Origin of the sequence: Streptomyces paludis (assembly GCF_003344965.1) — a bacterium.
In the GTDB taxonomy this organism is placed as follows: domain Bacteria; phylum Actinomycetota; class Actinomycetes; order Streptomycetales; family Streptomycetaceae; genus Streptomyces; species Streptomyces paludis.
On record NZ_CP031194.1, the window covers coordinates 2,198,939 to 2,213,591 of the forward strand.

At 71.3% G+C, this 14,653-nt stretch carries 10 protein-coding genes and 1 tRNA gene; 2 read left to right on the plus strand and 9 right to left on the minus strand.

Annotation, left to right across the window (positions count from 1 at the left end):
* Positions 1-232: 232 nt before the first annotated feature.
* The 3 genes from DVK44_RS09450 to DVK44_RS09460 form a co-directional block, all read right to left on the minus strand.
* Complete coding sequence (locus tag DVK44_RS09450; RefSeq protein WP_114659251.1) at positions 233-733, minus strand: single-stranded DNA-binding protein; 501 nt, start codon at positions 731-733, stop codon at positions 233-235.
* Positions 734-912: 179 nt separating this feature from the next.
* Positions 913-2,832 (minus strand): YfjP family GTPase, encoded by a 1,920-nt coding sequence (locus DVK44_RS09455; protein ID WP_114665021.1) that lies wholly within the window; start codon positions 2,830-2,832, stop codon positions 913-915.
* Positions 2,833-2,837: 5 nt separating this feature from the next.
* On the minus strand, positions 2,838-4,508 hold the full coding sequence (locus tag DVK44_RS09460) for a dynamin family protein (RefSeq protein ID WP_114659252.1): 1,671 nt from the start codon (positions 4,506-4,508) through the stop codon (positions 2,838-2,840).
* A 319-nt stretch (positions 4,509-4,827) separates the two neighbouring features.
* Here DVK44_RS09460 and DVK44_RS09465 point away from each other — a divergent pair.
* Positions 4,828-4,900, plus strand: a tRNA-Arg gene (locus tag DVK44_RS09465).
* Between the two features lie 889 nt (positions 4,901-5,789).
* The gene (locus DVK44_RS09470; RefSeq protein WP_114659253.1) at positions 5,790-7,631 is read left to right on the plus strand and encodes a helix-turn-helix domain-containing protein; all 1,842 of its coding nucleotides are present in this window, start codon (positions 5,790-5,792) and stop codon (positions 7,629-7,631) included.
* Between the two features lie 12 nt (positions 7,632-7,643).
* Here the strand turns inward: DVK44_RS09470 and DVK44_RS09475 are convergent, their stop codons facing one another.
* The 6 genes from DVK44_RS09475 to DVK44_RS09500 all read right to left on the minus strand — a co-directional run bounded on the left by DVK44_RS09475 (position 7,644) and on the right by DVK44_RS09500 (position 14,516).
* Positions 7,644-9,821, minus strand: coding sequence for a tetratricopeptide repeat protein (locus tag DVK44_RS09475; protein ID WP_114659254.1), 2,178 nt, complete (start codon positions 9,819-9,821; stop codon positions 7,644-7,646).
* A 107-nt stretch (positions 9,822-9,928) separates the two neighbouring features.
* Positions 9,929-10,459 (minus strand): hypothetical protein, encoded by a 531-nt coding sequence (locus DVK44_RS09480; protein WP_114659255.1) that lies wholly within the window; start codon positions 10,457-10,459, stop codon positions 9,929-9,931.
* A 559-nt stretch (positions 10,460-11,018) separates the two neighbouring features.
* Complete coding sequence (locus tag DVK44_RS09485) at positions 11,019-11,891, minus strand: histidine kinase (protein WP_114659256.1); 873 nt, start codon at positions 11,889-11,891, stop codon at positions 11,019-11,021.
* Positions 11,892-11,912: 21 nt separating this feature from the next.
* Entirely contained in the window at positions 11,913-12,524 is a 612-nt protein-coding gene (locus DVK44_RS09490; protein ID WP_114659257.1) for a hypothetical protein, read from the minus strand.
* 68 nt (positions 12,525-12,592) lie between these two features.
* Entirely contained in the window at positions 12,593-14,041 is a 1,449-nt protein-coding gene (locus DVK44_RS09495; RefSeq protein WP_114659258.1) for a hypothetical protein, read from the minus strand.
* 64 nt (positions 14,042-14,105) lie between these two features.
* Positions 14,106-14,516, minus strand: coding sequence for a hypothetical protein (locus DVK44_RS09500; RefSeq protein WP_114659259.1), 411 nt, complete (start codon positions 14,514-14,516; stop codon positions 14,106-14,108).
* Between the last annotated feature and the right edge of the window lie 137 nt (positions 14,517-14,653).

Here is a 14,653-nt window from a genome sequence, read left to right on the forward strand (position 1 = left end):
GGGCGAGGTCGCTCGCGTGCGAACGCGTGGGGGGTGTGCCTCGCCTGCAGACTCAAGTGCCCCGTGAGTACTCGCGAGTGGCCCGTGAGTACTCGCGAATCCTATGGACGGAAAGAAGCGCGGATCGCCGACCGTATGCCTTGACAACCGTTCCGAATCGGAATCGTTATCGATCACCCCGCACACCCATGCAGGAGCCACCTCAATATCGACAAGTCTCCACAACTCCCGCTCAGGGAGCGGCTGTCGGGGCCGTGTCACGGGGTGTCCCGAGCGCCTCACCGAGGGTCCCGCTCCCGGCGATCACCGTCGCCGCCCGGGCCTCCGGCTGGCCCTGTGTCGTACCTCCGTGACCCTCCGTCAGAACCGGTGCCTTCCAGGTCAGCCGTCTGAACGCGGCGGTCCCCCGGGTCAGATCGTGACCGGCCGCGACCGCGTCGATCTCCGCCGAGGTCCACCGCCGGCCGTCCTTCTCCTCCTCCCGGACCCGCAGCCGCCCCCGCACCACCAGCGGCTCGCCGACCGCGACCGAGGCCGCCAGATTCGCCCCCAGCGCCCGCCGCGCCCACACCGTGTAGAAGCTCGTCGGGCCGTCGACCCAGCCGCCACCGCGCCGGTCCCAGCGGCGCGCCGGCACCGCGAATCGGAATCGCGCCACTCCGCCCGCCGCCGACTCCCGGAATTCCACCCCTGTAGCGACATTCCCCACCACCGTCACCATGGTGTCGTTCATTTCCGTGCCTCCCGTCCCACCGCATTGGCCGATCCCCGACCATGCTGGACCGGACGGAAAGAATGTGCCGGCGCCTGTGGATTTCCCGCCGGTTGTGGATATCCCGCTCACCCGATCGCGCGCGACGCCGTTACGTACGGCACCGTCACGTACGGGACACCATCACGTACCGGACACCATCACGTACGGGACACCGTCACGTACTGCTCGCGCACCTCCCGGTAGCGCATCAGCTCCGCCGAGATCGGATCCAGCACCCGCGCCCGGCCGCAGCCCGCCGCCGCCTCGCGCAGCCGGCGCTCGGCGTCCTGCCCGTACCGCCGCGCGGGCCCCCGGGCGGCGGCCCCGCAGGCCCACTCCACGAACGGACCGCCCACGATCCCCGCCACCATCACCAGCACCGGCGGCAGCAGCCGCGGCTCCACCACACCCACGATCTGGCCCACCAGCCACAGCGCGCCGAAGATCTGGAGGAGCGTCATGGACGCCTGCGCCAGTACGGCCGCGGGCCACCAGGCCGGGCGCGGCGGCCGGCCGCTGGGCGCCGCCGCCACCGCGAGCTCGTCGAGCGCCTCGGGCAGCCCCGCCGCGCCCTTCACGGCGGCCTCGCGCACGGAGTGCGCCCACGGCGCGGGCAGCCCGGCAGACGCCTCCTCCACCACCGTCCGTACGGCCTGCTCGACGCGCTGGCGCGCCGTCAGCTCCTCCTCGACGACGGCCGGGAGCCGCGGCGGCTCGCAGCCGGGGACGCGCTTGCTCTCGTACCAGCGCCACAGCCGCAGCCACGGCGTCCCGCACGCGCGCCCGGCGTTCCTGCGCCACTCGCGCTCCGCCGCCTCACCGGCGGCCACCGCGCCGACCGCCCAGGCCAGCCGGTCCGCGAAGCGGTCACGCGCGCGTTCGCCGAGTCCGGCGCGCCCCTCGGCGACATACGCGGACCGCAGCCGCCGGGCCGCTCCGTCCACATCGGCCGAGAGCCGCCGGGCCGCCGCGTCGCGGCCCTGTACGAAGCGGCCGAGCAGTTCGCGCAGCTCGCCCACGCCCTGGCCGGTGAGCGCGGAGAGCCCCAGGACCGTGGCGCCGGGCTCACCGTGTTCGCCGAGGGCCATCCCGTCGTCGTCCAGCAGCCGGCGCAGATCGTCCAGCACCAGGTCGGCGGCCTCGCCGGGCAGCCGGTCGATCTGGTTGAGCACGACGAACGTGACCTCCGCGTGCCCGGCCAGCGGGCGCAGATAGCGCTCGTGCAGCGCGGCGTCCGCGTACTTCTCCGGGTCGACGACCCAGATGACGGCGTCCACCAGCGCGAGCACCCGGTCCACCTGCTCGCGGTGGCGGACGACTGCCGAGTCGTGGTCGGGGAGGTCCACCAGGACGAGCCCCGCCAGCTCCTCGTCGCCGTCCCCGCCCGCCAGCGGCCGGCGCCGCAGCCGCCCGGGGATCGCGAGCCGGTCGAGCAGTCCGGCCGCGCCGTCCGACCACATGCAGGCGATGGGGGCGGAGGTGGTGGGCCGGCGCAGGCCCGTCTCCGAGATCGGCACCTCGGCGAGGGCGTTGAAGAGCGTGGACTTGCCGCTGCCCGTCGCGCCCGCGATGGCGACGACGGTGTGCCGCGCGGAGAGCCGCTGCCGGGCGGACGCCTCGTCCAGCACCCGTCCCGCCTCGGCGAGCACGGCGGCGTCGACGCGGGTACGGGAGAGCCCCACCAGCTCGCCGAGCGCGTCGAGCCGGATCCGCAGCCGGCCTCCGTACGCGCCGCCGATGGGGGTGTGCGCGCCGCTCTCCCCGTCGGGGACGTCCGCCGGGGCGGCGGCCGGCCCCTCCAGGGTCTCCAGGGCCTCCAGGGCGTCCAAGGTCGCCAGGGCGGCCTTCTCGGCGGCCTTGTCGGTGGCGCGGCGGGCGATGAAGCCGTCGTCCCAGCCGTCGGGCCGCTTGGCCGCGCCGGCCGCCTCCGCGCCCTTGACGGCCCCAGCGGCTCCAGCAGCTCCAGCAGCTCCAGCGGCTTTAACTGCTTCAGCGGCTTCAGGAGCTTCAAGGGCTTCGGTTTCAGCGGTTTCAGCGGTTTCAGCGGCGTCGGTCGGCGATTCAGCCGTATCGGCCATCTCGGTCACCTCTCCTTCTGCAACAGGGACAGCGCCGCGATCAACTCGGCCTGCGGTTCCGGGCTCACCTCAAGGGCGTCCAGGGGAGCCAGGCGCCGGTCGCGCTCCCCGTGCAGGACGCGGTCGATGTATGTCGTCACCAGCTCGCCGCCCCGGTCGCGCAGCCGCAGCGCGCTCTGCGCCCCGACCCGCTCCGCGAGCCGCTCGCCCGCCTCGCGCGCCCGCCGGCCGCCGAGCAGGGCAGCGGCGAGCAGCGCGGCCACCGTCTCGGCGTCGGGGGCGGCGCCGCGTTCGAGCTGCCGGACCTCCTCCTCGGCCAGCTCCTCCAGGACACGGCGCCAGCGGCGTACGGCCATCCCGACCCGCTCCGCCGCCTCCCCGTCCGGAGCCGGTACGGGCAGCGCCCCGGCGGCCGGTTCGCGCCGCCACGCCTCCTCGACCCGCTCGTCGGCGGCGGCCACCGCGCACTGGAGCAGCGCGCCGAAGCTCTCCGCCAGCGAGTCGAGCAGCTCGCGCGCGGTGCTGTCCCGGGGGTGGCCGCGCCATCTGGTCCGCGCGTCCCCGGCGAGCACCGCGCCGCGCCGGAGCTGGCCGCGTACCCGCTCGCCCTCGGCCGTGTACGCGTCCTCCACCGCGCCGGTCAGCCGTACGGCGGCGGCGTACTGGGCGGCGACCGCGCCGGCCAGTTCCGGCATCCGTACGTTCAGCGAGTCGACCACCCCCGCCGCCGTGCGCACCAGGGCCTGCTGACGGGCCGCCGGATCCCGTACCCGGTGGGCGAGCCAGGCGAGCAGCGGCGCGATGGCGGTGGTGGGCAGCAGCCCGCGCCCGGCGCCCGCCGATTCGGGCAGCTCGGGGATGGTGAAGCGGGGTACGTCGCCGAGTCCGGCCCGGGTGAGCAGCGCCGCGTACTGCCGCGAGACCTCTTCGAGCACCTGGTGGGGCACCCGGTCGAGGACGGTCACCAGGGACGCGTCGTACTCCTTGGCGGTACGGAGCAGATGCCACGGCACGGCGTCGGCGTAGCGCGAGGCGGTCGTGACCATCACCCATACGTCCGCCGCGCAGATCAACTCGGCGGCGAGCAGCCGGTTGTCCACGACGAGCGAGTCGATGTCCGGCGCGTCGAGGAGCGCGAGGCCCCGGGGCAGGGTCGCGGCGGTCTCGATCCGGAGGGTGTTCCGCTCCGGCGGCGCCCCCTCGCCGCCCGCCTCCTCGTCGTCGGCCTCGTCGTCGTCCGCGCCGTAGCCGGCCCCGCCGTAGCCGCCCGTACCGCGGTCGACGGCCCCGCGGTCCTCCTCCTGGTGCGGCAGCCAGACGCGGGTGAGGTCCGGCAGGACGCGCATGCCGGCGAACCAGTGGTGGTCGTCGGGGTGGCAGACCAGTACCGGGGTGCGGGTGGTGGGGCGCAGCACCCCCGCCTCACTGACCCGCCGTCCCACAAGGGAGTTGACCAGCGTGGACTTACCGGCGCCGGTGGAACCGCCCACCACGACGAGCAGCGGTGCCTCGGGGTCGCGGAGCCGGGGCAGCAGATAGTCGTCCAGCTGCGCCAGCAGTTCGGCCCGGGTCTGCCGGGCCCGCGGCGCACCCGCGAGCGGCAGGGGAAGACGCACGGCGGCGACACGGTCGCGCAGTGCGGAGAGTGCGTCGATCAGCTGGGGCCGTACATCCAAGGTCACCACATGCGAAGAATGCCCAATTTTGGCGCCTTTTTGAAGCGTATAGCCCTCTCTGCGCGCCGGTCACGCTTCGGGACAGACGGGACGAGTGGGGCGCAGGCATAACGAGTGCACAACACCCGGGGCGTGCGAGGCGAAAAGCGATGCGCAATCCGCACCTACCTGCGACTATCGGTTCGCTTCACTGAACCTCCACAACGTGCCACGCACGCGAAGCAGCCGGGGCAGGGTGATCGGAGCCCTATCCTTGACCCGGCAAAGGTCACGGAGTCCAGCGTCGCGCTCCGCGCCACCGAGGTCGTCACACACACCGGCCCCCGTAGCTCAGTGGATAGAGCAGGTGCCTTCTAAGCACTTGGCCGCAGGTTCGAGTCCTGCCGGGGGCGCTTTTCTACGCGCGTGCACGGGCCCTCCCGAAGGGAGGGCGACTGTCACAGGTCACGGACCTTAGCGCGCCGGACGTAGCGATCGCGTAAGCACCCGCCCGGCCGCGCACCCATCTCCGCCATGGGGCCCGCCGCCGGCCGGCCGCCGGACCCGCCACCGGTCCGCCCGGCACCCGTACGACAACATGATCGGTCATGCCTCGGAGCGGTACGGGCACGGGGGACGACCGTGACGAGGCAGGCATTTGAGCAGCGTGAGCACTCGTGCGACGATGTGAGCGGATAGCTAACGAACTTATGAGCACTGATTAGTTTCCGGGCACACTGTTGACCGACCGGGCACCAAAAGGCGTCCGACGCCGCGCCTACGGGCGAAGAAGCCACCGGGAAACGGGCCAGGCGGGTTGACATCCGCACCGGCACACAGGAGCCCCCTCCCCGGGGCGTCGCGTTACATGTTCACGTCTCACCCCGGAAAGGGGGGTTGGTGGGCAACAAACCACGAGGCCGGGAAGCCGGAGATCAAGGCCCAGGAGATATCAAATCTCCGCCGAAGCCAGAAAACCCGAGCAAGCCGACCAAACCGCCCAAATAGGCACGAACATGCTGGAAAAACAGCTGTTCCCGCCCACCCCGTTATCCCCCCGTCCAGCCAGGCCACAGGGATACCGGAACCCAACCCCACAGAGCGAGCACCGTGCCGGATTGGCCTCCGGCCCGGTGTTGCTCAGTGGGACATTCAACTATCCACCTCTCAAGGGCGGTTGAGCATACGACTCCGCCCCTTAAATCGAGATGTGCTCGACTTTCCGAGGGACTCGCGGGCTCCGCACGGCACCTTCCGTACGTCCGCGTGCCCCTAAAACGGACCATGGCGATCGGGGGAGCGATGCCAAGGGGCTTGGCGGTGAATTTTTCCGGCCGGAAACTCGCCCGCGCACGCACGGCCAACGGTCCCGGAGACCGGGGCTTGAGCACCGCGGAACTCGCGCGCCGGGTGGGGACCAGCAGCGAGCAGATCGACGCGTACGAACAGGGCCGCGTACGTCCGGAGCCCGGGCGCATCCGCGCGCTGGCGGACGCGCTCGGCGTCGATCCGCTGGAGCTGTCCGATCTCGACGACAGAAGCAGGTGGCCCCTCGCCGAGTTACGCCGGGCCAAGGGGCTGCGCGCGAGCGACGTCGGCGCCACGCTCGGCATGTCGTCCAGGAGCTACCGCCGGATGGAGAACGAGGGCATCATCCCCGCCCGGGATCCCGGACTCCCGGCCCGCGTGGCGGCGGCGCTGGACATCTCCGTCGCCGATCTGGAGCATCACCTGCGCAGAGCGCCGGGTCTGGCCACACGGCTCCAAGGCGCCCGAGAACCCCTCCGGAGCCTGGTCGAGGAGTATGTGCGCCCCGGATGTCCCGACCTTCCCGGGCAGGACGACCGCGCCGTGCGCGCCCTCGCGGTCGTCCATCACCGGCCGGCCGGGACCGTGGCACGTGTCATCGGCCATGAACTCGTCCGGATCCGGGCGATGCGCCGGCGGCTGGCCGGTTTCCGCGCGAGCGCCGACTTCGGTTCCTCCGCCGACGAGCAGACGGCCGGCCGCGGCGCGGCGGAGGCGGAGGAGCGGCGCATCGAACGGATCGTCACCGCACTGCCGCACCGCATGGACGCCTTCTTCCGCTGCGCACTGCCCGGCGAACTCTGGTTCACGCTCGCGCTGCTGGACCGGCTTCCCCCCTCGCGGCCGTGGCTGCCCGCCGAGCACCTCCCTTCGACGAGAGACCAGCCGGGGGACCAGCCGGAGGACCAGCCGTACGACATGCCGGCCCATCTCGTGTCGAGGCGTACGGCCCCGGACAACCGGGACGCGCTTGAGTTCCGTATCTCCGAGGAGGGCGCCAAGCACTGCGCCCTGTACCGCCCTTGGTACGACGCCGTGTATCCGGAGGCACGGCCCTATCTCCGCGTGCGCGAGGCGGAGGTGGCCGGGCACACGCGCGGCACCGACCTCGAAGACCTCTTCGCGGACGCGGACGCGCTGCTGCTGAGCTTCGACGGCTTGCTCTGCCGGGTTTTCGGGCGGAATCCCGGGCCCGTATCACAGCATCTGATCCAGTTCGCCCGGTCCCGGCAGCTCTCCCTGGAGCACCAGATCCCCAGCGATCCGGTGAAACTCCTGCGGATCCTGGGGCGTCAGGGATCCTCCGATCCGATCCGCCATCTCGACCGGTTACTCGCCGGATACGAGACGGAGGCCGCGAGGAGCGCGGAACCCCTGCCCGGAATAAGCCAGTTGCTGCATACCCTCGTGGCGGGCAACTGGCGGCTGGCGGTGGTCACCGACCATGCCTCGACCGCCGTCGAAGCCTTCCTGGAGCGGCTCGACCCCCTGCTCGGGTCGCATATCGCGGTGTTCGGCAGGCCGGGCGATCCCCGCCTGATGAAGCCCCACCCCCACGGACTGACACTGGCCGCGGAAGCGTTGCGAAGCGACCGCTCCAAGGTGGTGCTCCTGGGCGAGTCGGTCGCGGACGCGCAGGCCGCCCAGTCGGCCGGGATCCCGTTCGTGGGGGTGGCCGCCACCTCGCGCCAGGCCCGGATGCTGCGGGAGGCCGGCGCGACCCGTACGGTCAGTACCGTACGCATCCTCGCCGCGGCTGCCCGGCACACCGTACGGACATCCGCCGCGTCCACCACGGACACCGCGGACACCGCCCCGGCCGATCAGGCACCCTGACCGGCGGCGCCGTCAGCCCTCGCGCCCCGCGGCGCGGCCCACCTGCTCAAGGGCTCCGGCATAGCGCAGGCTGTCCGGATGACCGGCGCCGAGCAGCTGACAGCTGCGGTCGCGCACGTCCCGTAACAGGCTCACGGCCTCGTCCACCCGGTTCAGCGCGTACAGGATCAGCGCCAGCAGATGGGCCGTGGCCAGCGTCCGCGGATGGCCGGGGCCGTACAGCGCGCGCCGGGCTTCGAGCACCTCCTGGCACTCGGGGAGCGCCTCCTCCATATCGCCCATGTCGTACAGGAGGCAGGCATGGTTCTGGCGTACCTGGACGGTCCGCTGGTCGGCGTCGCCCACCAGCCTGCGGTAGATCTCCATCAGCGCCTCGTACTCCTGACGGGCCTGGTCCAGCTCACCTCGCCCCTGGTGCACCCGGGCCAGCAGGTGCCGGGTCGCCAGTGCCTCCAGATCCTCCGCGCCGTCGGGGCCGTGCGCCGCCAGCACCGCGCCGAGATGCTCCTCGGCCTCGTCGGGCCGGCCGCCCTCGAAGAGGAGCCGGCCCAGTTCGTGCCGGACCGTCAGGGCGTACGGATGTGTCTCGTCCCGGGCCTCGCGCCAGGATTCCCACGCCCGCCGGTACAGGGCCTCCGCGGCGCTCTCCTCACCCAGGTCGTAGAGAGCGGTGGCGAGGTTGTGCATGGTGTTGACGGTGTCCCGGTGGTTGGCGCCCAGCAGCTCCGTCCGGACGGCCAGCACCCGTTCCAGCTCCTGCCGGGCCCGGCCGAAGTGGCCTTGGGCCTGGAGATAGCGCGCGGCCAGCTCCGCGGCGTCCACGCACACCGTCTGCTGTCCCACGTCCAGGTCCAGTCCCCCCGGGCCGGCGTGCCGCAGCAGATCGAGGGCGTGCGGCGCGAGGGCCTGCCAGGTGGGCCAGGAGCGCGGATTCTCCGGTGGTACGCGCACCTCGTCCAGCGTCAGCGCCTGTTCCATCAGCGCGACCGCCGTACCGTCCTCGATTCCGGCCCGGGCGATATCCCGGATGAGCGGATGAAGGCTCACGCAGGGCACCCCCGTGTGGTCGTCGGACTCTTCAAGGACATCCACCATTCCCAGCGCTTTGAGCGCGCGCAACGTCTGCCAGAGCGTCGTCCCGTCGACATCCTCGAACGCGGGGACGGCCGACGACAGCACCGACGGGCGCAGCAGCAACGTATACGGGATCGGCGCGTCGACCAGGGTCGACATCGTGTTGAGCAATCCGGCGGCATGGGCGAAACCCGCTTGGCTCAGATGATTCACCGATATCCGCCACGGACCCACCACATCCTTCAGATGATTCATATCCGCGGCGCGGGTATTCAATGCCTGCCGGTACGAGGAGAAGTCGGACGGCCTGCTCGCGTCCCTGAGCGCGCCCGGGGTCCCGGCCACCTCCGCGAGCAGACTGCCCGCCATCCGCAGCGCCAGGGGGTGTCCGCCGAGCCGCTCGGAGAGCGATCGGGCCTCCTCCCGGGAACCCGCCCGATCGCCGGTGTAGTCCAGGAGCACCTGGGCGCCGTCGTCGGCGGGGACCCGGCCCACCGCGTGCAGGACCGCCACCGCGCCCCACTGCTGCTCCATCCCGTGGCAGGTGGTCACCACCACGAGGCCGCGGCGGCTGGTGTGCGGACGGATCCACCCCGTTCCGGAGACCAGCCGGCCGGGACCGTCGAGCAGCGCGAGGTCCTCCGCCTTGTCGACGACCAGCAGCCAGTCGTACGTCGCCCGGTCGAGCCGCTCCCACAGCATGTCCGCGGCGCCGTCGCTCGTGACCTCGCCCCGCTTCAGCCCCATTCGCCGCGCGAGGGTCCGCATTCCCGCTTCGAAGGCGGCGACGTGCTGGCCTTCCACCCACCAGATCTGCGGTGCGGGCCGCCGCCCGGTCCGCGACTTCAGCCGTCCGGCGAGTTCCAGGGCGATCTGGGTCTTGCCGCAGCCGCTCATGCCGTGCAGGACATGCACACGTCCGTCGCCGCGCTTCCGGCGCCGCGGCATCAGGGTGCGGATCAGATCGTCCCGTCCACGGAGTGGACGGGCGGGATCGCGCTTCCCGAACGGCGGTGCCAGGCCGACCATCCACGCGTCGCCGGGCGGCATCACGCCCGGGACCGGCTGCCACAGATGCAGCTCGCCGGCCGCTATCGAACCGTCCCGCGCGATCACTTGCGCCGGAACCGACGGAGTGGGGCGCGGGCCCGGCGGGCCGGTGGCCGACGCCGGTCCGGAGGAAGGCAACGGGGAAGGTACCGGGGAGAGTCCCGTCGAAGCTCTCAGGGTTGATCTCGCGAGGTGTCCCCTGTGCGGCTCCCCGGAAAAGGGGCCGCAAGATGGACACCTCCTTCCACCCGTACGACACCTCCGGCCACGGATCCGCCCTCGGCCTCAACGGACAGGTCTCCGCCCACGACCAGGCCGCCCGCCCCCGCCGTCTGCGTCCGCCCGGCGGGCACCGCCGACCGTACGAGGCCGACCACCGCCTCCAGTTCCGCCGCGGCGCGGTGCCGGTCGTCCTGGGCGAGCGCCTCCAGCAGCAGCTCCAGGCGCGTCTGCCACACGCTTTCCCAGCGCACCCGGCGGTGCTCGGCCTCCGCGTCCGCCTCGGGGTCCCTGCCGGGGAGCGCGCTCAGGTCGGCGGAGGTCTGGTCGAGCCGGGTCAGCTCCGCCCGCTGCCGCTCGGCGTCACCGCGCCCGACCAGGCGCGCGATCCGCTCCCGTACGGTCGCCCACGCGTCCGTACCGGCCGCCTGGACGATCGCTCCGCCCCCGGCCGCCGCTAACGCCATCATCGACTCAGCCAGCACATTCGCCCCCGTGAGACCGTGAGAATTGTGTGTACATGCTCCTCCGCATCATTCCGTACCCCCATCCCCTTCATCCACGAATGACAAATTCCGATCGAATTACGTCCAACAATGATCCGCGATTACCGATCGAAGGGGACTTCACATACGCATCACCCGACTTCGGGCCGCCGGGGATGATCCCCGCACCCCCGACGCCCCGCCACGGCCCACAGGGCCACCGGCCCTTCGCCCCCTCGGCCCGCAGGGCGAAGCCCTCCAGCTCGATCAAATGGGCAACTGGAAATGGACCGGAAGCGTGGAAATGCAGCAGCAACCATACGGCAACAGCGTTACCTCGGATCGGCCGTCTTCTTCCCAATGGAGAGCGACGCAACGCCGGTGAATTCAGGATTCACCGACGCGCCGCTTGACGATCATCATCGAGGTGACCAAGTGAGGCTCCGACCCGGTAAACGCGTCTACACGAGCCGCATGGGGGAACGCCCGGTTCACCAAGTAGGACACCACCGGTCTCCCCGCTCACCGCCGAACCGGCGTACCGTTCACGAAAGACGAGTCAGCGCGCCGCAGCCGCCCGAAGCTCACCGTCGTCCGGCAGAAGTTCCGTGATCCGCGTCCAGATGGTCTTGGCGTCCACGCGGACGAGCCGGAAAGCGCTCGCCGGGGCGATGCGCTCCGCGGGTACCGGTTCGGTGGGCAGTTCCCGCAGCCAGTAGCCGAGGGAACCGCAGTCCCAGACGGCGAAGCCGCGCGTCTCGGCGCCGTCCCGGCCCTCGTACCCGGTCTGCCAGGCGGACGTCAGGCGCCAGCTCGACAGCAGCCCGGAGATCAGCCCGGCGAGGAGCTCCAGTTCCGCTTCGCCGGGGCCGCCGGCCGCCGCGAGGGCCCGGTGGATCGCCTCGCGCTCCTCGGCGGCGGAGCGTACGAGCCACTCGCCCTCCAGGGCCGCGAGCCCCGCCTCGGCCGTGCGGACGGTCGTCTCGACGACGGTGAGATCCGTGGCCCGCCCGTCCGGGAAACGCCCCGCCGTCGGCCGCCCGGCCGAGGACCGCTGGAGGTTCACCATGTCGGCGAGCTTCCAGACCAGCATCTTCGGCTCGACACAGGAGTACTCGGCCTCGGTCTCGCCCGGCCACGCCTCGTGGGCGACGACGTGTTCCTCACCGATGAGCATCCCGTGCCGCAGCGCGCCCTGCCGGCCGGCGACCTCCAGCGAGATGACCACCCCCGGGGTGAGGACCGTCTTCATCACCGGCAGCAGCAGAGCGGACAGCTTTCCGTCCGCGTCGATCAGACCGCAGTCCGCCAGCTCCCTCCGGGCCGCCGTGAACTCGTCGGGCGCCTCGCCCCCTGTCGCCAGCTCGGAGAGCACGATCAGATGCTCGTCGGCCAGCCGGAAACGGGACCGGGAAATATCAAACGAAGGCATACACACTCACCTGGTAGTCGCTCAGGACTGGGTCTCGGCCCAGAAGTTGAAGATCCTCGAAAACCCCGCCCGTACGGCGCCGCGCCGCGTGAGGACGGAGCGGTCGACCCCGGAGAAGAGAGCCGCGAGAGAGATATCGGCGGGCAGGGCCCTGCCCGCCGCCTGGACGGTCACCTTCCGGCCGCTGCCGCGGCCCGACTGGCGCACCGTGATGACGACTCCGGGGTCCTCGCCGTCGGGCTGCCGGGACAGCTTGTAGGCCCGGCGGTTGATCGCGGTGAGCCGATAGGCGTCGCCCAGATACGTCAGGCGCAGGGAGCGCCCCCGGTGTGTCAGCGCCCACCGGTTCCGGCTCATCCGTACGTGCCCGCCGTCCACCCGCAGGGTCGAGCCGTTCAGCGTCGGCATCACCACGACGTCCTTGTGCACGCCACGCGTCTCGAACACAGCCGTGGGGATCCGGCCACCGCGCACCTCCGTGGCGACGGCGCTCGACGCGCCCCGGCCGGTCGGGTACGCCACCCGGATGTCCCCGAACTCCGGGGAAGTGCCCTGCCGGCCGAACACCGGCCGCCCGGAAGGCTGTTTCTCCTTCGTGAACGCGAGTGTGAACGGGCTGATGGTGGTGTGCATGTCGTCTCTCCCTCACTGGCCGAACGGTCTCACTGGCGACCTGACTGGCAGCCTCGCCGACGGCCTCACTAGTCGAACGGGTTGAGAGCGCTGCCCAGCTTCTTCGCCCCGCTCGCGATACCGTCCCCGATATCCGAGGCCGTGTCCCCCACCCACTCCCCGGCCTTCTCGATCCCGTCACCGATGGCCTCGTGGTTGTCCCAGATCAGACAGCCCGCGTACACCACCCCCGTGCCGATCGCCAGGCCGGCCGTGACCGGATTGGGCGCCACGGCCATCGCGGTCATCGACGCGCTGAACGCCGTCCCGCTCAGCTCGCTGGCGAACTTCGACGGATTGGCCTTGATCATGTCCGTGTCGTACGTGGCCAGGTTCGCCACGCCGTAGGCGGTCGCCGCGACACCGCCGACGACCCCCGCGCCCCGCATCCAGCCGGCGGCCTTGGCGGCGTTCGCGAGACCGCCGTTCTGCGCGACCTTGACGAGGTTGGCCTCCGTCGCCGACGGCATGAAGAAGGCGCCGTTGCGCATGTACCCACCGAACATGGCCGCTTCGTCCGACCCGGAGAGGGCGCCGACCAGACCGGGTGGCACCCTGGCCAGCAGCGATCCGGGCGCGGCCGTGCCCATACGGGTGTTGACGAAGTTGGCGAGGAAGGTACCGGGCGCGGTCATGTCCTTGCCCTTGAGGTACTTGAACAGTTTGAATCCACTGCCCGCGGTCCCGCCGAGCGCGGCGGAGAAGGCGGCGGCGGTCATCGTGCCCTTCTGGACCTGGGCGAAAAGCTCCGCGAGCCGCTGGCTGCCGGTTATCTTCTCCACGCCCTCCTTCTGGAGGCGCGCCACATACTCGTTCAGGGTCTCGTTGTCCCGCATCGCCAGCGCGGACAGCTCCGTGCGCTCCTGCTTCCGCTGGTCGTCCGCCTTCACGACACTGTCGGCGTTGCCGTTGAAGCCGCCCGCCGTGGCGTCGTCCTTGGCTCCGCCGCTGTCCTTGACGACAGCGGCGAGGTCCTTCTGGAGATCGGCGTCGGCGTCGTCGACAGCCTTGACGCAGGAGGTGATGTAGTCGGTCCAGGACTGCTCACTCTCCCGGACGCTCCTGGCGTAGTCCGGGTCGTGGCGGACGGCGTTCCGCGTGCCCTCGTCGGCCTTCTCGAAGTCGAAGGCGACATGGCCCTGTTCGGAGACCCGCATGCCCGCCTTGATCGCGTCGGCGCGCGCGGTCTCCAACTGGCTCTTCAATGCGACGAACTGGGCGTGCGCGTTCTCCAGCAGTGTCGCCGTGGCTTCGGCCTGGGTCTGGGCGGCCTGGTACTCGTACCTGGTGGCGGCGAATTTCATGCTGGCCGCGTTCCAGCTCTCACCCTGCCAGCTGTCACCGAGCGTTATTTTCTGGACGCTGTCCCGGTAACGCTTCTCCACCTTCGCGAATTCGGCCACCATCGACTTCCATTTGTCGGCGGCGGTGGACAGCTTCCCGAAATCGGCCGTCATCACGTCGTGATACGTCAGCATGCTCTTTTCCCCCGGGCTTTTCGGTGTCGTGCGGTGTCGTGCTCGTGCGGTGGCCTGCCGAGGCTCACCGGTAGCTGTCGAACACCGAGGGGGTCTTGATGCCGTTGATGACGTCACGGCGGCCCGTGTCGACTCCCGACAGGATGGTGACGGTGTTCCGCAGACCGTCGCGCTCCGCTCCCAGGCGCCCCAGGAGCATCTTCACCTGCCCGTCCCAGGTGGTCAGCGTCTTCTTCAGCGCGGTCGCGGTCACCCATCCGCTGAGCGAACCGGCGGCGGCGGTGGTGGCCTCGTCCGCGTGGTCGCCCGCCTTCTTGGTGCTGGGCAGCAGGTCGCTCTCGATGACTCCGGCCGCGGCGTTCTTCTCGGCCGGAGTCGACGCGAGCTTCGGCCCGCCGCCGGGTCCAGCGCTCGGTGCCTGCCCCGGGGACGGAGACGGAACCGGGCCGTCCTCGGCCAGCCGGTTCAGCCTCATGGAACCGGAACTCCGCTCGGCCGCCGCGGTATGCAGTCCGGCCCATTCCTCATCGAATCCCACTGGTACAACCCCCGTTGTCGGTCGTGGCAGTGCCCGCATCGTATAACCGGCTCCTTTGCGCGCTCACTGCGCGC

What these genes read in the sequence shown, in the direction of transcription:
- DVK44_RS09495 (WP_114659258.1), bottom strand. Translation starts at nt 14,041, where the DNA reads ATGCTGACGTATCACGACGTGATGACGGCCGATTTCGGGAAGCTGTCC.
- DVK44_RS09490 (WP_114659257.1), bottom strand. Translation starts at nt 12,524, where the DNA reads ATGCACACCACCATCAGCCCGTTCACACTCGCGTTCACGAAGGAGAAA.
- DVK44_RS09470 (WP_114659253.1), top strand. Translation starts at nt 5,790, where the DNA reads ATGCCAAGGGGCTTGGCGGTGAATTTTTCCGGCCGGAAACTCGCCCGC.
- DVK44_RS09500 (WP_114659259.1), bottom strand. Translation starts at nt 14,516, where the DNA reads ATGAGGCTGAACCGGCTGGCCGAGGACGGCCCGGTTCCGTCTCCGTCC.
- DVK44_RS09450 (WP_114659251.1), bottom strand. Translation starts at nt 733, where the DNA reads ATGAACGACACCATGGTGACGGTGGTGGGGAATGTCGCTACAGGGGTG.
- DVK44_RS09455 (WP_114665021.1), bottom strand. Translation starts at nt 2,832, where the DNA reads ATGGCCGATACGGCTGAATCGCCGACCGACGCCGCTGAAACCGCTGAA.
- DVK44_RS09485 (WP_114659256.1), bottom strand. Translation starts at nt 11,891, where the DNA reads ATGCCTTCGTTTGATATTTCCCGGTCCCGTTTCCGGCTGGCCGACGAG.